A 13,902-nucleotide genomic window follows, 5' to 3' on the forward strand; every position below is an offset into this window, starting at 1 on the left:
GTTCAAGCCATGACCTGGGCCCTGGCCATTCCCAAGGCCGCATTGGAAAACCCAGCTGCGCGCCATGTACTTCTGTGTCTCGCCAACTACGCCGGCAGCGATGGCCGTGGTGCATTCCCTTCCGCCGGGACCCTTTCAGAAGACACCGGCCTGTCTGAGCGCACGGTGCGCTTGAAGCTGGATGAGCTTGAGAAGGCGGGCTGGATTGCTGAGGGCAATCAGGCCATTGCCGCAGCCTACATCGAGCGTCGTGACCGCCGCCCGGTGGTTTATGACCTCCAGCTGAAGCGGGGTGCAAATGCTGCACCTCGTAAAGAGCGGGGTGCAGATAACCGCACGGGGTGCAGCTCACAGCAGAACGGGGTGCAGGAAAACGCAGAACGGGGTGCAGCAGCTGCACCCAATCCGTCAGTGAACCATCAAGGAACCGAAGAGCAGCAGCCGCGTGAGATTTCGGATGTGATCGGGATTCAGGATCGCCAGGCGCTGGAATCGCAGGATGACTTGCAGCGCTTCGCAATGTTCGCCGAGTGGAACCCTCCGACCAAAACCGTGACCGCCCAACTGACCTTGGCCGGCCTGACCTTGGATGCGCTTACCGAGGAAACGCTGAAGAGCTTTCTGGGTTATTACGTCGCCAAGCCTCGCTTGCTCGACAGCAACGGCGGCTGGTGCTTCCGGCTGGCCAAGTGGCTCAAAAGCGAGAAAGCCAAAGGCGCAGCAGAGCAGGGCGAAACCCAGGTTGACTGGACTGAAAAGGGAGTTCGAGTATGACCGCAACCAGTGTTCGCCAGCTGCTAGCCAACCGCAGGACCGATCCGTCCTACCAGCCACCGGCAGAGCCCGGTGCAATGCCAATCGATCCGGCTACCCGCCAGGTGATCGAAGACCTGTTTCTTCGGTTGCGCGGTGCCTGCGGTGCTTGGCGGCAGTCCTGGCCGACGCCTGCTGTGATGGATGCGGCCAAGCTGGAATGGCTCGGCGAGTTTATGCGTTCGGGCATCACCCGTCTGGAGCAGATCGACCATGGCATGCGTGTGCTGAGCGCGAGCAAGTCCGCATTCGTTCCGGCGCCAGGCGTGTTCGTGAGCTGGTGCTTTGCGCCGGAAGGCCTGGGCCTGCCCAGCGTCGAGAAGGCCTATGCCCAAGGCCTGCGCAATTGCCACCCAGCGATGCGCGATTCAGCGAAGTGGATGCACCCAGCCGTCTACCATGCAACCGCTGCAGCGGGCTTCCACAGCTTGCCGCTGATGTCGCGCGACCTCGGCATGAGCTGCTTCGAGAAGCATTACCTGGTGCAGTGCCGAAAGATCTGGAAGGGCGAAAGCCTGGGTCCGGTGCCAGTTGCCGAACTCGCTGCCCCGGCCGCTCCGCGCTCGCTGGATGTTGGCCGCGCCGCCCTTGAAGCGCTCCGCTCCGCTCGAGGTGCTCGGCTATGACCGACCCGAAGCTGATCAAGCCAGACCTAGTCGACTACCACTGGGCTCTGTACGCGCGCGGTCACCTGCTCGATCTCACCTCCGAATCATATCCGCCCGTAGGCCTGTATCGCGACGAGCAGTCGGCAAATCTGCATGGCCAACGCATGTGGCCCGCCACCTTCACCGTTGTTGACCTCCACAAGGACGACCGCCCATGAGACAGACCAAGTTGACCAAGGCCGCGCGCGGCCGGGAATGCCAGGTGCGCATCCCGGGTGTGTGCAATGGCAACCCTGAAACCACCGTGCTGGCCCACTACCGGATGTCCGGCACCTGCGGCGTCGGCATGAAGCCGAACGACCTGCAGGGCGCTTGGGCGTGCAGCGCCTGTCATGACGCTTGCGACAGCCGTGGCAGCGCCATCAGCCGGGAAGAAGCCCGCCAGTACCATGCCGAGGGCGTCATGCGCACCCAGGCCTTACTGATCAGCGAGGGAGTGGTTGTCGCATGCTGAAAGCTGCTAAGCCGAAGCTGTTCGCTGCTAAGCCGCAGTGCAAGAAGCGGGTCGACCGGGAAGGGCAGGAGCAGGCCGCGCTGATGCAGGAGCTGCAGCTGCGCTTCCCAGTCGCCGCCAAGCTGATCTACCACGTCCCGAATGGCGGGCATCGGGTGAAAGCTGTTGCCGCCAAGCTCAAGGCTCAGGGCGTGAAGGCGGGTATTCCTGACCTGGTGCTGCCCATGGCCCGTGGCGGCTACTTCGGCCTGTACATCGAATTCAAGGCCAAGCCGCCCTTCGACGCGCCGGTGTCGGCCAGTCAGGACGCTTGCCTTCAGGCGCTGCTGGGGCAGGGTTACCTGGCCATTGTGTGCCGCGGCTCCATCGATGCGGTCGAAGCGATTCGCTCCTACCTGCTGCTGCCACAGACCAAGGTGGCTGTATGAGCAAGACACTTCTCACAACTTTCTCGGATGCTGAAATTAAACGCCAGGGCGCGGCGGGAAAAGTTCGCGACCTTCGCGACGCGCGCTTTCCGGGCATCTATCTGCGGTTCGGTCAGCGTCGTGATCGCGGCACCTGGTATCTGGTGTCTGGCTCCAAGTGGAACAAGATCGCCGGGTACCCGGAGTTGCCGGTGAAGAACCTGATCAGCGCACTGCCGGGTATCCGTGAGCGGCTGGCTGTAGACCCTGAGGCATCGGCTGCCGCTGGCACCCTCCATACCGTTGGCCAGTTACTTGACTGGTTTGCGGATCGACACTCACGCGACCGTAGCCTGTCGGTGAAGCGCAAGGCGACCACTGCCTCGGCAATCAGTTGCCACCTGAAGCCTCGCTTGAATGACCTGGCAGTGGCCGAGGTTTCTCGTTCCACGCTGGACAAGCTGCTGATGTGGCCGGCTCAAGCTGACGTGTCACTGTCCTATGTGCGCCTGATGTGGGGCGTACTGGTAGTGGCGTTCCGGCAGGCGACCAAGCTTCGGCTTATCACCACCAACCCTATCGCTGGCTTCAAGTTCACTGACTTCAACACCGCCCGGGTGGTGCCGAAGGCTGCACGCCTGCGTGCTGTTCAGATGGGGGTGGTGATTGACCAGCTGCGCGCACGGTTCGACGACGCGCCAGTGGACTGCACCCTGGCCCTGTTGATGCTGTGTCACGGTACCCGGGTTGGCGAGACCCGGCAGGCACGCTGGGCTCACCTGACTCAAGGCGCCCAGGCCGAGTGGTTCTTCCCGGCCGAGAACACCAAGACACGCTGCGAGCATCGCCTGCCGCTGACTCACCAGGCTCTGGCATTGCTGGAGCGGTACCGGGCTTGGCAGCAGGGCAAAGGCTATCAGGGTGCTTTCCTGTTCCCGTCGAAGAATGGGCGGCCCATGACCGAGAGCCAGGCCTGTGCAGTGTTCACCCGCTTGGGGCAGGGCGAGTGGACCAGCCATGACCTGCGCAAAGTGGCCCGCACTGGCTGGACCGACCTCGGGGTGGATTATCTGATCGGCGAGATGCTGGTGAACCACACCCTGACCCGCAACGTGCAGACCTACATTCACACCTCTGCCGAGCAGCTGAAGCGCGAAGCCTTGGAAAAGTGGCATGCCTGGCTTGATAGCAAAGGCTTCGCCGCTATTCACGGCTCGACAGAGACAGGAATCGGAATTTCGCATATTGCCGCCGAGCCCAACAACGGCGCGGCCTGCAAGGCAATTGCGGAATCCGTAAAAAGCGAGGATTAGAAATGGCAAAGCCAATGATCGCAGCGGCCCGGGGAGCCGGCGAAGATCTCGTTCGTCTTCGTGACGAGATCGCTATGCATGCCTTGAACGCGATGATTATCAAAGGGACATGGGGAGTGACTTCAGCGGACGGCACGTTCAAAAAGCACGAGAACTACCGGGACCACTCTGAGGCGGCGTATCGATTCGCTGACGAGATGCTGAAGGCCAGGGAGAAGCGCTGATGCTCTTTAAGGCGTACCGACTTCAGCAGATGGTGGTGTCTTGATGAGAAAGAGCCATGGACCCGCTTTCAGCAAGCAGATGATCGAGCTGGTTCAGTGTCCGACCTGCAAGGGCAAGGCAGTCATCAAGGGCGTTTTCCATGACCTGGCCTGCGCGCAGTGCAATGCCTCGGGCTGGGTAGTGGCTGCAACAGGCGAGGCTCTGCCGCTGGAAGAGTTGGTCACCCAATTGAGTCTGCGCCTGCAGGCCGCGCAGCGACACATCAGCGAATTGAAGCAACCTCGGGCCACTGGGCCGGAGGCTATTTATCAGGAAGGCAACCGCCGCGGGGCTGGTGGTTCGAACAGAACATTGGATTGAGGGGAAGGACATGGTTTATAGCAGCGTACTGGCGGCGGTCGTTTCGGCCCTCGCAGCGGAGGCGATCGATAACACAAGTAAGCAGGCTTGGCAGAAGCTCTATCAGCCCGGCAGCGAAGATGGTCATGACCTGGCGACATTGAGCCGGTCGGTAGAAGAGGGCGGCATCACCCGTATGGATGCTGATTGCTGGGTATTCGCCCGGCTGCACAGTTTGCTCAAGCCGCGGCACTGGGACGCCCTGGTGGCGAAGTACAGCACGCACCGCGCAAGGAAGGTCCAGTCTATTGGCCGGCTGCATCCGCTGGTGGCCTCGCATGCACCGAAGCTCTTCATCATTAGTGCGGTCACTGCTTGGGCGGTTCCCCGGCTGAAAGGGGCTGATGGCAAGCGCTCCACTGACATGATCGTGCTGCCTGCCGAGTTCTACGACATCAACCGCTGGGACCCGGAGGCGCGCCCGGAGCGCACGCGCCGTCGCTGGAAGAAGGGCATTGAAGATACGCTAGACGCAATGGTTGGGGAGGCTTTGGCCGAAGTTGGCGTTATCTTGGACTACGAGGGGTTGTCGATGCGAAATGCCGCTTGACATCATATGGCCGCATGGCCGATTATTTCCCCATCCTGTCATTCCTGCGCGTGTTGAGGAGTGACCCACAGAAGCCCGGCCATTGCGTCGGGCTTTTTGCTTTCAAATCTCTTAATTTAAAGCGCTTCGAGATTGATCGTAGGGCTCGGTGCTGGCAAGGTAGTTGCCAAGTATCGGTAGCCTAAAAGGATGTGAGCCATGTATGACCCTTTCCTGAAATCCCTCAATGAAATTGTGAATAAGCACGACATCTCGTTTGGAGTCACGCTTGTTGTCGCTGGCGGAGTGATTTCGGGGACATTGGTCTCTGCAAAGTCCTTCATCGACGGTTTCGCTGATTCTTTTTCCAGCGCATGGCCTGGCGGTCCGAACGAGAGTGTTCGCGCAGGACTGGAGGCGTGGGGGCAGCCTGCGGCGGAGAGTATTCACGAAGAGTTTGTTCACCTCAAAGGCGCTAGGTACGTCTTCGGCAAAGATTTTGCTCCGAACGTTGGGGGTGGAATGCTCTGGCGAGGTAGCCTCGAATCCATTAGTGGATTTTCCTTGGGGGGCTTGAACCAAGCCTAAATTGTTGCGGCATTAGTACCGCTTTAGTTAGAGCCTCGGCATTTGCCGGGGCTTTTTCGTTTTCGGCTCCACCACACCCATCGCTCCGAGCTGGGAGTGCTGTTGGGGCCGATCTATTTGAAGGCTCGCCATGTCGGTGGGCCTTTTTCGTTTCTGGAGAGCGCACATGAGTGAGCAGGCCGAGCGTTTCAAGCAAGCGGTGTTGGATGCGGTGGTGGCTGGCGATGCCAGTCGGCTGGAGTCAGCGCTGCGTCGTCTGTCGAAGTGCGACGGGAGCGCTTTCCTGGTAGTTACCAAGCAACTGCTGAACACCGAGCAAATGCGCTCCCTGTCCACAATGGTGTCGGTTGGTCTCGTCAACTCACTCCCGCCGTTCTATTACGAAGACCAAGTTGTATATGGCGCTGCATACACCGATGGCGTCGCTTTCATGGTGAAGGACGCGCATCGTTCCGGCGTTGGGATTGCGCGTGATGTGGTGCTCCCTATCGTAGAGCAGGCGCGAGCCGAGTATGACGCCGCGGTGCTGCTTCGAGTGCAAGCCCTCAAGGCCGAGATTCGAGAGCTGGATAGCCTGTTGTACGGGCACTCCTCGGCAGACTACAAGCTGATTAACTTCGGTGTCTGTGAGCTGCTGAAAGGCCAGGCGCTGCTGCTTGCTGCCGCTACGGGCAGCCAATAAAACCAAGCTCCCCGCAACGGGAGGAATTGAGATGGCACATATGCCCGAGAAGGATCCCGGCCTTTGGGCCGCAGTGTTTGCCTGGTTGATTGCACACCAGCCCCAGCTGTACACCGGTGGTACGGCAGCTGCCGTTGCGATGTGCCGCGTTATCTACGGTGGTGGTGGTCGCCGCAAGGTCATCCTTGAAGGGATCCTGTGCGGCTTGATCGGCACCAGCCTGATGCCTGTGCTCGAGTACTTCTCGCTGCCCACCAATCTCGCTGTGTTCGCTGGCTGCATGGTTGGCTTCATCGGTGTAGAGAAGCTGCGTGAATACTCTGATCGGTTCATGAGCAAGAAGGTAGAAGGTTGATGGCCAGGCTCAAGACGATCAAGTCGCCGCTCAAGATGGCGACAAGCCAGATCGCCAAGGTGCAAGTGGTGGCCGACAGGCGAATCACAGGCCGACGGTTACAAGCCCGTCGCCTGGCCGTATGGCAGCGAGACCCTGCCTGCGCAGCGTGTGGTCGAGTGGTCGACTACCCGCGGGGCTTCGAGCTCGACCACAAGGTCCCGCTCTTCATGGGCGGTGAAGACGTGGAGGAGAACTGTCAGGTGCTCTGTGTGCACTTCGAGGTGATCAACGGGCAGTTGACCAAGACAGGCTGCCACGCCTCCAAGACCTCGGCCGAGGCGCCCCGGGGCTGATCGCCGGGTCGCACTGAAATGGTGCGAAATCGGGGCTGTGACGTGCTTCAAAGGGAGGGGGAGGGGTAAAAGTTCCAGATCTTCCACGCTCGGAAACCTCGCCCCCTCCCATTCGTAGATTTTTTCCCCTCTCACGGAAAAGTTAAACATGGCGTTAACCGACAAGAAGCGACGGTTTGCTGACGCTTTGCTGTCGGGCGCGTCAAACCGAGAGGCGGCGATTGCTGCCGGCTATTCCGCCAAGACCGCATCGCAAGCGGGCTCCAAGCTTGCCAAAGACCCCGATGTGATTGCCGCGATGGGTCGCCAAATGAGGCGCAGGGATGCAGCCAAGGCTGAAGTTAAACCCGAGTTAAAAGTTAACTCCCCGCAGCCAGCTGCTGATGAGGATGCAGAGTTTCTGCTTGCCGAGTTTGACGACCCTAGGGACTTCCTGTTGGCGGTCATGAATGAACACGTGGCAGAACCCCGCCTCCGGGTCGAGGCAGCCAAGACACTCATGCCCTATGTGCACGGCAAGATCGCCGAGCAGGGTAAGAAGGGGCAGAAAGCCGATGCGGCAAAGAAGGCCTCAACGGGACGTTTCGGGCAAGGCGCGCCGCCACGGTTGGCAGTCGATAACACACGGTGATTTGAATGGAATGGTCCACTGCTTGCCTTGACTGGGAAGAGAGGATTGTTGCCGGCAAGTCACTGATACCGATGGCGCCATTGTTCCCCGGGGAGTCGGCTGCCGGCCTCGAGGTAATGCAGCAGCTTCGCATTGTGGACGCCCCGGGCAGTCCAACTATTGGCGAGGCATGCGCGCCGTGGGTATCGGACTTCGCAGGATCAGTGTTTGGGTCATACAACCCAGACACCGGCCGGCGTGAAATCAAAGAGTTCGCTCTGGTCATCCCCAAGAAGAACTCAAAATCTACGATCGCCGCAGCGATCATGCTGACGCTGCTGATCCGCAACTGGCGCCAGTCAGCCGAGCTGATCATCCTGGCGCCAACCATCGAGGTTGCGCAGAACGCCTTTGCTCCGGCACGGGATATGGTCAAGCACGATGAGGACCTGGCTGATTTGCTCCATGTGCAAGAGCACATCAGGACGATCACCCATCGCGAGACCGGGGCGACACTCAAGGTCGTGGCGGCCGACTCAAATACTGTGGGCGGCAAGAAAGCAAGCTTCATCTTGGTGGACGAGATCCACCTGTTTGGCAGCAACCACAACGCCGAGAACATGCTGCGCGAGGCCACAGGCGGCCTGGCCTCTCGCCCTGAGGGCTGCATCATCTACCTTACGACGCAGTCCGATAAGCCTCCGGCCGGGTTGTTCTTGCAGAAGCTGCAGTATGCCCGGGGCGTGCGAGACGGAAGGATTGTTGATCCCCGGTTCCTCGCGGTGATCTACGAGTTTCCGCGCTCCATGATTGAAGCGGGGGAGCACCGCAAGCCTGAGAACTTCCACATCGTGAACCCAAACCTCGGGTACTCGGTAGATCGGGAGTACCTTGAGCGCGAGCTGGCCAAGGCTGAGGAGTCGGGCGAAGAGTCGCTACGCGGGTTCCTGTCGAAATTCCTTAACGTCGAGATCGGGCTGGCACTGCTTTCGAATCGCTGGGCTGGAGCCGAGTTCTGGGAAGCTCAGGCTCGCAAGTTCGTGACGCTGAAGCACATCATCGAGCGTAGCGAAGTGGTGACCATTGGCGTCGATGGCGGCGGGCTTGATGACTTATTGGGGTTGGCCGTTGTGGGGCGTGATCGCGAAACCCGGGAGTGGTTGGCCTGGTGCAGGGCATGGGCTCACCCGTCGGTACTGGAACGCCGAAAAGATATCGCCGCAAACCTGCATGACTACGCGCGTAGTGGCGACCTGGTGCTGGTCAATCGAATTGGCGATGACGTCGAAGAGGTTGCTGACATCGTCGAAGAGGTGGACGCATCAGGACTTCTGCACCAGGTGGGGCTCGATCCTGCTGGCATCGGCGCGATTCTTGAAGCGATCAATGCGCGTGGCGTCGATCAAGAGAAGGTGGTTGGCGTCAGTCAAGGCTGGCGGCTCGGCGGGGCTATCAAGACAACCGAGCGCAAGCTTGCTGAGGGCGGCCTAGTTCACGCAGAACAGCCATTGATGAACTGGTGCTGTGGCAACGCCCGGGTTGAGCCCCGCGGCAACTCAATCCTGATTACCAAGCAGGCCAGCGGCTCCGCAAAGATAGACCCGCTGATGGCGCTGTTTTGCGCAGTGTCGCTGATGGCAACGAATCCTCAGGTCGAGCAGACGCTCTCGGCTCACATCTCAAAATACGGAATCAGAACCCTATGACCCCTGAAAACGAGGCGCCTCGTGATGACGAGGTGTCGGCCCTCGCGCGCCTGCGCGAAAGCTTGCCGGATTTGGTCGGCCTGGCCGGCTTCGGGCTGCTCGCGCGCGGTTTGTGGGTAGGCTTCGGTGAAGCCGTGTCGCTTTCTGTATGCGGGGTGATCCTGATGGGGCTCGCCGCTTACGCGATCATTCGAGGGGGCAGCTGATGCTTCGAGCACTCCTTGGGAGAAAGAGCAACCCACTGATTATCGACACGCCAGAAAAACTGGCGCAGGCCCTCGGCACTGGCTACGAAACAACGTCCGGCCAGCGAGTTACTACCAACAGTGCTCTGCAGCAACTGGTGGTGTTCAACTGCGTTCGCGTGCTGGCCGAGTCGATCGGCATGCTGCCGTGCCGGCTGATGAAACAGGCGGATAAAGTGCGCTTGCCGGCGACCAGCCATCGACTCTACCCGCTGCTGACCATGGCGCCGAACGGTTACATGACCGCCCAGGAGTTCTGGGAGATGCTGGTTGCTTGCCTGTGTTTGCGTGGCAACTTCTACGCCTACAAGGTCGAGGCTCTCGGCAATGTCGTTGAGCTTCTGCCGCTCAACCCCGACATCGTCCACCCGAAGCTCAACGACGATTGGTCGGTTGAATACAAAGTCAATTTCAAGGCAGGCCCGCAGACGCTCACACAGAAAGAGATCTGGCACGTCCGGCTGTTCACGTTGGACGGTTTGAACGGCCTGAACCCTATCGCCTACGCGCGGCAAACTCTTGGCCTTGGCCAGGCAATGGATGCGCACGCCGGCAAGCTTTTCACGAACGGGGCGGTGACCAGCGGGGTTCTGCGTACTGAGCAGCAGCTGACTGACGAGGCCTTTGGCCGACTCAAGACCGAGTTCCAGGGCGAGCACATGGGTGTGGCGAACGCCTATAAGCCGATGATCTTGGAGATGGGGCTGGACTGGAAGCCGATTAGCCTGAATGCCCAGGACGCCCAGTTCATTGAGTCCAAGCGCATGACCGAAGCGCAGCTCTGCGGCCTCTTTCGTGTGCCACCGCACCTGGTTGCGAACATGGACAAGATGACGCTCAACAACGTTGAACAGATGGGCATGAACTTCGTGAACTACTCACTGGTGCCGATCATCACGCGAATTGAGCACCGCATTCAGGTTGGCCTGCTCAATGAGAAGGACCGACTGACCCACTACGCCAAATTTAACGCCGGCGCCCTGATGCGGGGAGACCTAAATGGGCGCTACAACTCCTACGGCAAGGGCATCCAGTGGGGAATCCTGAGCCCCAATGATTGCCGCGAGCTGGAAGATGAGAACCCTCGAGAGGGCGGCGACATCTACCTGACCCCAATGAACATGACCACCAAGCCGGAGGGCGGCAATAGTGCTTAAGAAAATGCGTGTCCCCTTCGAGCTCAAGGCGCTGTCCGAGGCCGGCGAGTTCGAGGGGTATGGCTCCGTGTTCGGGGTCAAGGATCACGGCTCCGACATCGTCATGCCAGGAGCTTTCACTGACTCGCTGATCGAGTGGCGGGGCAAGAACAAGTTGCCTCCGGTTCTTTGGCAGCACAAGACCCACGAGCCCATCGGCCCTCACACCGACATGAAGGAGGATGAGAAAGGCCTGTATGTAAAAGGCCAGTTACTGATCGATGACGATCCGCTCGCTCGCCGGGCCTATGCCCACATGAAGGCTGGCAGCGTGACCGGTTTATCTATCGGCTACACGCTCGATGATTGGGAGTGGGACAGCGTCAAGGGCGCCTACCTGCTCAAGAAGATCACCCTATGGGAAGTGTCGGTGGTTACGTTCGCCATGAACGAGGCGGCTTATGTCACTGATGTGAAATCTCTGCTGGAGCGCGGGGAAACCCCGCCGCCCAGCAAAGTGGAGCGAGCCCTGCGAGAGGTAGGGTTTTCTGGCTCCCAAGCCAAGGCCTTTATGGCCAAGGGCTACGGCGCAGTTACACCGCGAGAGGCGGGTGCCGGCAAGTCACTGGAACACCTGAAATCCCTTTTGGACAAAATGTAAGGAGCCTCTCATGGCTGTTGAAGAAAAAGACATCAAAGAAGTTGCCGATGCCCTGGGCAAGAAGTTCGACGAGTTCAAGGAAAAAAACGACAAGCGCATCGATGGCCTGGAGGCCGAGAAAGGCAAGCTGTCGGGCCAGGTCGAAACCCTGAACGAGAAGTTGACCGAGCTCGACGCGCTGAAGTCGGCGCTGGAAAAGGAGCTGGCCGACCTTAAGCGTCCCGATGGCACCGGCACCAAGGCTGCCAGCGAGCACAAGACCGCGTTCATGCAGTTCGTCCGCAAGGGCATCGATACCGGCTTGGGCGACCTCCAGGCGAAAGCCTTGCAGATCGGTAACGATGCCGATGGCGGCTACGCGGTGCCGGAAGAACTGGACCGCAGCATCATTGAGCTGCTGAAAGACACTTCCCCGATGCGCCAGGTGTGCAACCAGATCACCGTCGGCTCGCCGGACTACAAGCGTCTGGTAAGCCTGGGCGGCGCTGGCTCCGGCTGGGTAGGTGAAACCGACGCCCGTCCGGCGACTGGTAACCCGACTCTCGGCCAGATCTCGGCGTTCATGGGTGAGATCTACGCCAACCCGCAGGCTACTCAGACCAGCCTTGACGACATCTTCTTCGATGCCGAAGGTTGGCTGAACAGCGAAGTGTCGCGTGAATTCTCCGAAAAGGAGGGGAGCGCGTTTACCAGCGGTAACGGCGTGAACAAGCCGAAGGGTTACCTGGCCTACGAACTGGTCACTGACAGCGACAAAACCCGCGCCTTCGGCAAGCTCCAGAAGCTGATTTCTGGCACCGCTGGCGGCTTCACCGGTGACAACCTGATCGACCTGATCCACTCCCTGAAGGCGGGCTATCGCGCCAATGGTCGTTTCATGATGACCAACCTGACTCTGGCCTATGTACGCAAGCTGAAGGACAGCGAAGGCAACTACCTGTGGCGCCCAGGCCTGGAGCTGGGCCAACCATCGACGCTGCTGAGCTACGGCATCACCGAGAACGAAGACATGCCAGATGTCGCTGCAGATGCCAACGCGATCTCGTTCGGCGACTTCAAACGCGGCTACACCATCGTCGACCGCATCGGCACCCGTGTTCTGCGCGACCCCTACACCAACAAGCCTTTTGTGGGCTTCTACACCACCAAGCGCGTCGGCGGCATGCTCGTCGACTCCCAGGCGATCAAGGTTCTCACCCTGAGCGCGGCCTGATTGTGTGGGCGCCGGCGGGCGCCCACTCACTGGAGGATTTATGCAGAGCATTCTCGTGAAAAAGCCGTTTCCATTCTCCCCGGACGGCAATCAGGTGGTTGAGGTTCAGGCCGGCGAGCAAGACGTGTCCGACCGTTGTGCGGTGGTGGCGGTTGAGCATCTCGGCGTAGCGGAGTACCTCGACCGCCAGCGCGGTCCGGGCCTGCGTGAAGATGGACCTACTGTGTCCCAGTGGCTGGAGGCTGGCTACCTGGCGGTGAACTACCCACCGGAGGGTTACACCTCGCGCAGCTCGCAGGAGGAGATCGACACGGCGATCCAGTTGCAGAAGGATGCCGAAGACGAAACCGACCCGCTCAAGATGACTGTGCCGAAGCTTAAGGAGTGGCTCGCGGCCAAGAACATCACGTTCGAGGCTGGGATGACTAAGCCTGCCCTGCAGGCGCTGGTGCCGAAAAATGATTGACCTGGCCATCGTGAAAGCGCATCTGCGCGTAACTCACGATGCCGAGGACGATCTGATTCAGGGTTACACGGAAGCAGCCTTGAGCACCTTCGAGCTCTGGACCAACCGAGAGCTGATCGAAGAAGGTGGTGTGCTGCCAGATCCAGTCGGCAAGGCCCTGGTCATCACCAAGCCCATTCGGCAGGGAGCCCTGTTGCTGATCGGTCACTGGTACGCAAGTCGTGAATCTGTGGTGATCGGGACGATCACTGCCGAGCTTCCCATGGCGACAAACGCTCTATGGACCCCGCATCGCTGGGTGAACGTATGAGGGCCGGTCCTTTGTGTCACCCCTGCGTTCTCCGCGGCTATGTCGAAGGCAAGGACGCTCTTGGCCAGCCCTCGAAGGTTTGGGGTGACCTCGGTCACTTGTGGGCTGAGATCAACATTCCATCGGGCCGCATGTATGAGGCAGCCTCGCAGATGCAGGTTCAGGTCAGCGCTGAGATCAACATCCGGTACCGCAAGGATGTGGTCGCTGGTCAGCACCTGGTCCACGACGGCATCAGCTACGAAATCATCGCCCCGCTGGCAACCAACCAGCGGGACATGCTCAAACTCATGTGCAAGACGGTGAAGCCCAAATGAGCAACGGATCATTGACTGTCGTCGGCCTGGGCGACCTGCAGGCCGACTTCGAGCGCCTGGCTCGGTCGGTAGGCAACAAGGTCGTGCGGGATGCTGTCATTGCTGGCGCGCGGGTCGCCCGGGACAAGGCGCGGCAGGCGGCCCCAATCAAAACCGGGAAGCTGAAGAAGAACATTGAAGCCACCCGCGTGAAGCAGGGGGGAACCCCGGGCACAGCGACGGCCGGTGTGCGAGTGAAGACGCCAGCCGGAAAGACCAGTAAGGCGCGGAAACGCCCGGGCAAGAAAGGGCAATCGACCACGACCGATTACGAGGCGCCGTTCTACTGGAGATTCCTCGAGCACGGCACCTCGAAGATGGCCGCCGCGCCGTTCATTCGCCCCACCTGGGATGCCAACCTGGCCGAGATCGAGAAGGCCACCGCCGACAAGCTCGCTGAAGGCATCGACAACGCAATCACCCGGTAATCC

Annotated in this window: 23 protein-coding genes; all 23 read left to right on the top strand. The window is 60.1% G+C overall.

Translation table 11 applies throughout. From position 1 onward, the window contains the following. Positions 1-9: 9 nt before the first annotated feature. Positions 10-774, top strand: a complete 765-nt coding sequence (locus ACRESH_RS17445) for a helix-turn-helix domain-containing protein (RefSeq protein WP_431743147.1) — start codon at positions 10-12, stop codon at positions 772-774. After that, a complete protein-coding gene (locus ACRESH_RS17450) occupies positions 771-1,439 on the top strand; it encodes a replication protein P (RefSeq protein ID WP_431743148.1) in 669 nt (222 codons plus the stop codon). Before ACRESH_RS17445 ends, ACRESH_RS17450 begins: the two co-directional genes overlap by 4 nt. Further along, entirely contained in the window at positions 1,436-1,639 is a 204-nt protein-coding gene (locus tag ACRESH_RS17455; protein WP_431743149.1) for a hypothetical protein, read from the top strand. The genes ACRESH_RS17450 and ACRESH_RS17455 overlap by 4 nt, the downstream gene beginning before the upstream one ends. Then, positions 1,636-1,935 carry a DUF1364 domain-containing protein gene (locus ACRESH_RS17460; protein ID WP_431743150.1) on the top strand — a complete coding sequence of 100 codons (300 nt, stop codon included), beginning with the start codon at positions 1,636-1,638 and terminating at the stop codon, positions 1,933-1,935. Before ACRESH_RS17455 ends, ACRESH_RS17460 begins: the two co-directional genes overlap by 4 nt. Further along, positions 1,929-2,363 carry a VRR-NUC domain-containing protein gene (locus tag ACRESH_RS17465; protein WP_431743151.1) on the top strand — a complete coding sequence of 145 codons (435 nt, stop codon included), beginning with the start codon at positions 1,929-1,931 and terminating at the stop codon, positions 2,361-2,363. The genes ACRESH_RS17460 and ACRESH_RS17465 overlap by 7 nt, the downstream gene beginning before the upstream one ends. Next, the gene (locus ACRESH_RS17470) at positions 2,360-3,655 is read left to right on the top strand and encodes a tyrosine-type recombinase/integrase (RefSeq protein ID WP_431743152.1); all 1,296 of its coding nucleotides are present in this window, start codon (positions 2,360-2,362) and stop codon (positions 3,653-3,655) included. The genes ACRESH_RS17465 and ACRESH_RS17470 overlap by 4 nt, the downstream gene beginning before the upstream one ends. A 2-nt stretch (positions 3,656-3,657) precedes the next feature. Next, a complete protein-coding gene (locus ACRESH_RS17475) occupies positions 3,658-3,879 on the top strand; it encodes a hypothetical protein (RefSeq protein WP_431743153.1) in 222 nt (73 codons plus the stop codon). A 43-nt stretch (positions 3,880-3,922) separates the two neighbouring features. Further along, positions 3,923-4,240, top strand: a complete 318-nt coding sequence (locus ACRESH_RS17480) for a hypothetical protein (RefSeq protein ID WP_431743154.1) — start codon at positions 3,923-3,925, stop codon at positions 4,238-4,240. Positions 4,241-4,250: 10 nt separating this feature from the next. Continuing rightward, entirely contained in the window at positions 4,251-4,829 is a 579-nt protein-coding gene (locus ACRESH_RS17485) for a hypothetical protein (RefSeq protein WP_431743155.1), read from the top strand. Positions 4,830-5,027: 198 nt separating this feature from the next. Further along, on the top strand, positions 5,028-5,396 hold the full coding sequence (locus ACRESH_RS17490; RefSeq protein WP_431743156.1) for a hypothetical protein: 369 nt from the start codon (positions 5,028-5,030) through the stop codon (positions 5,394-5,396). A gap of 166 nt (positions 5,397-5,562) precedes the next feature. Next, positions 5,563-6,078 (top strand): hypothetical protein, encoded by a 516-nt coding sequence (locus ACRESH_RS17495; RefSeq protein ID WP_431743157.1) that lies wholly within the window; start codon positions 5,563-5,565, stop codon positions 6,076-6,078. A 31-nt stretch (positions 6,079-6,109) separates the two neighbouring features. Continuing rightward, positions 6,110-6,433: a phage holin, lambda family gene (locus ACRESH_RS17500; protein WP_431743158.1), complete on the top strand. Its 324-nt coding sequence runs from the start codon at positions 6,110-6,112 to the stop codon at positions 6,431-6,433. Further along, positions 6,433-6,768 (top strand): HNH endonuclease signature motif containing protein, encoded by a 336-nt coding sequence (locus ACRESH_RS17505; protein WP_431743159.1) that lies wholly within the window; start codon positions 6,433-6,435, stop codon positions 6,766-6,768. Before ACRESH_RS17500 ends, ACRESH_RS17505 begins: the two co-directional genes overlap by 1 nt. 148 nt (positions 6,769-6,916) lie before the next feature. Beyond that, positions 6,917-7,399: a terminase small subunit gene (locus ACRESH_RS17510; protein WP_431743160.1), complete on the top strand. Its 483-nt coding sequence runs from the start codon at positions 6,917-6,919 to the stop codon at positions 7,397-7,399. A gap of 5 nt (positions 7,400-7,404) precedes the next feature. After that, positions 7,405-9,084, top strand: a complete 1,680-nt coding sequence (locus tag ACRESH_RS17515; protein WP_431743161.1) for a terminase large subunit — start codon at positions 7,405-7,407, stop codon at positions 9,082-9,084. Continuing rightward, positions 9,081-9,290: a hypothetical protein gene (locus ACRESH_RS17520; RefSeq protein ID WP_431743162.1), complete on the top strand. Its 210-nt coding sequence runs from the start codon at positions 9,081-9,083 to the stop codon at positions 9,288-9,290. Before ACRESH_RS17515 ends, ACRESH_RS17520 begins: the two co-directional genes overlap by 4 nt. Next, positions 9,290-10,486, top strand: coding sequence for a phage portal protein (locus tag ACRESH_RS17525; RefSeq protein WP_431743163.1), 1,197 nt, complete (start codon positions 9,290-9,292; stop codon positions 10,484-10,486). The genes ACRESH_RS17520 and ACRESH_RS17525 overlap by 1 nt, the downstream gene beginning before the upstream one ends. Then, positions 10,479-11,126, top strand: a complete 648-nt coding sequence (locus tag ACRESH_RS17530; RefSeq protein ID WP_431743164.1) for an HK97 family phage prohead protease — start codon at positions 10,479-10,481, stop codon at positions 11,124-11,126. The genes ACRESH_RS17525 and ACRESH_RS17530 overlap by 8 nt, the downstream gene beginning before the upstream one ends. A gap of 10 nt (positions 11,127-11,136) precedes the next feature. Then, complete coding sequence (locus ACRESH_RS17535; protein WP_431743165.1) at positions 11,137-12,339, top strand: phage major capsid protein; 1,203 nt, start codon at positions 11,137-11,139, stop codon at positions 12,337-12,339. A gap of 40 nt (positions 12,340-12,379) precedes the next feature. Continuing rightward, positions 12,380-12,805: a hypothetical protein gene (locus ACRESH_RS17540; RefSeq protein WP_431743166.1), complete on the top strand. Its 426-nt coding sequence runs from the start codon at positions 12,380-12,382 to the stop codon at positions 12,803-12,805. Further along, positions 12,798-13,115, top strand: a complete 318-nt coding sequence (locus ACRESH_RS17545; RefSeq protein WP_431743167.1) for a head-tail connector protein — start codon at positions 12,798-12,800, stop codon at positions 13,113-13,115. Before ACRESH_RS17540 ends, ACRESH_RS17545 begins: the two co-directional genes overlap by 8 nt. Beyond that, positions 13,112-13,432: a phage head closure protein gene (locus ACRESH_RS17550; protein ID WP_431743183.1), complete on the top strand. Its 321-nt coding sequence runs from the start codon at positions 13,112-13,114 to the stop codon at positions 13,430-13,432. Before ACRESH_RS17545 ends, ACRESH_RS17550 begins: the two co-directional genes overlap by 4 nt. Continuing rightward, the gene (locus ACRESH_RS17555; RefSeq protein ID WP_431743168.1) at positions 13,429-13,899 is read left to right on the top strand and encodes an HK97-gp10 family putative phage morphogenesis protein; all 471 of its coding nucleotides are present in this window, start codon (positions 13,429-13,431) and stop codon (positions 13,897-13,899) included. The genes ACRESH_RS17550 and ACRESH_RS17555 overlap by 4 nt, the downstream gene beginning before the upstream one ends. Positions 13,900-13,902: the final 3 nt, after the last annotated feature.

The sequence above is a fragment of the Pseudomonas sp. genome (assembly GCF_050739775.1).
In the GTDB taxonomy this organism is placed as follows: Bacteria; Pseudomonadota; Gammaproteobacteria; order Pseudomonadales; family Pseudomonadaceae; genus Aquipseudomonas.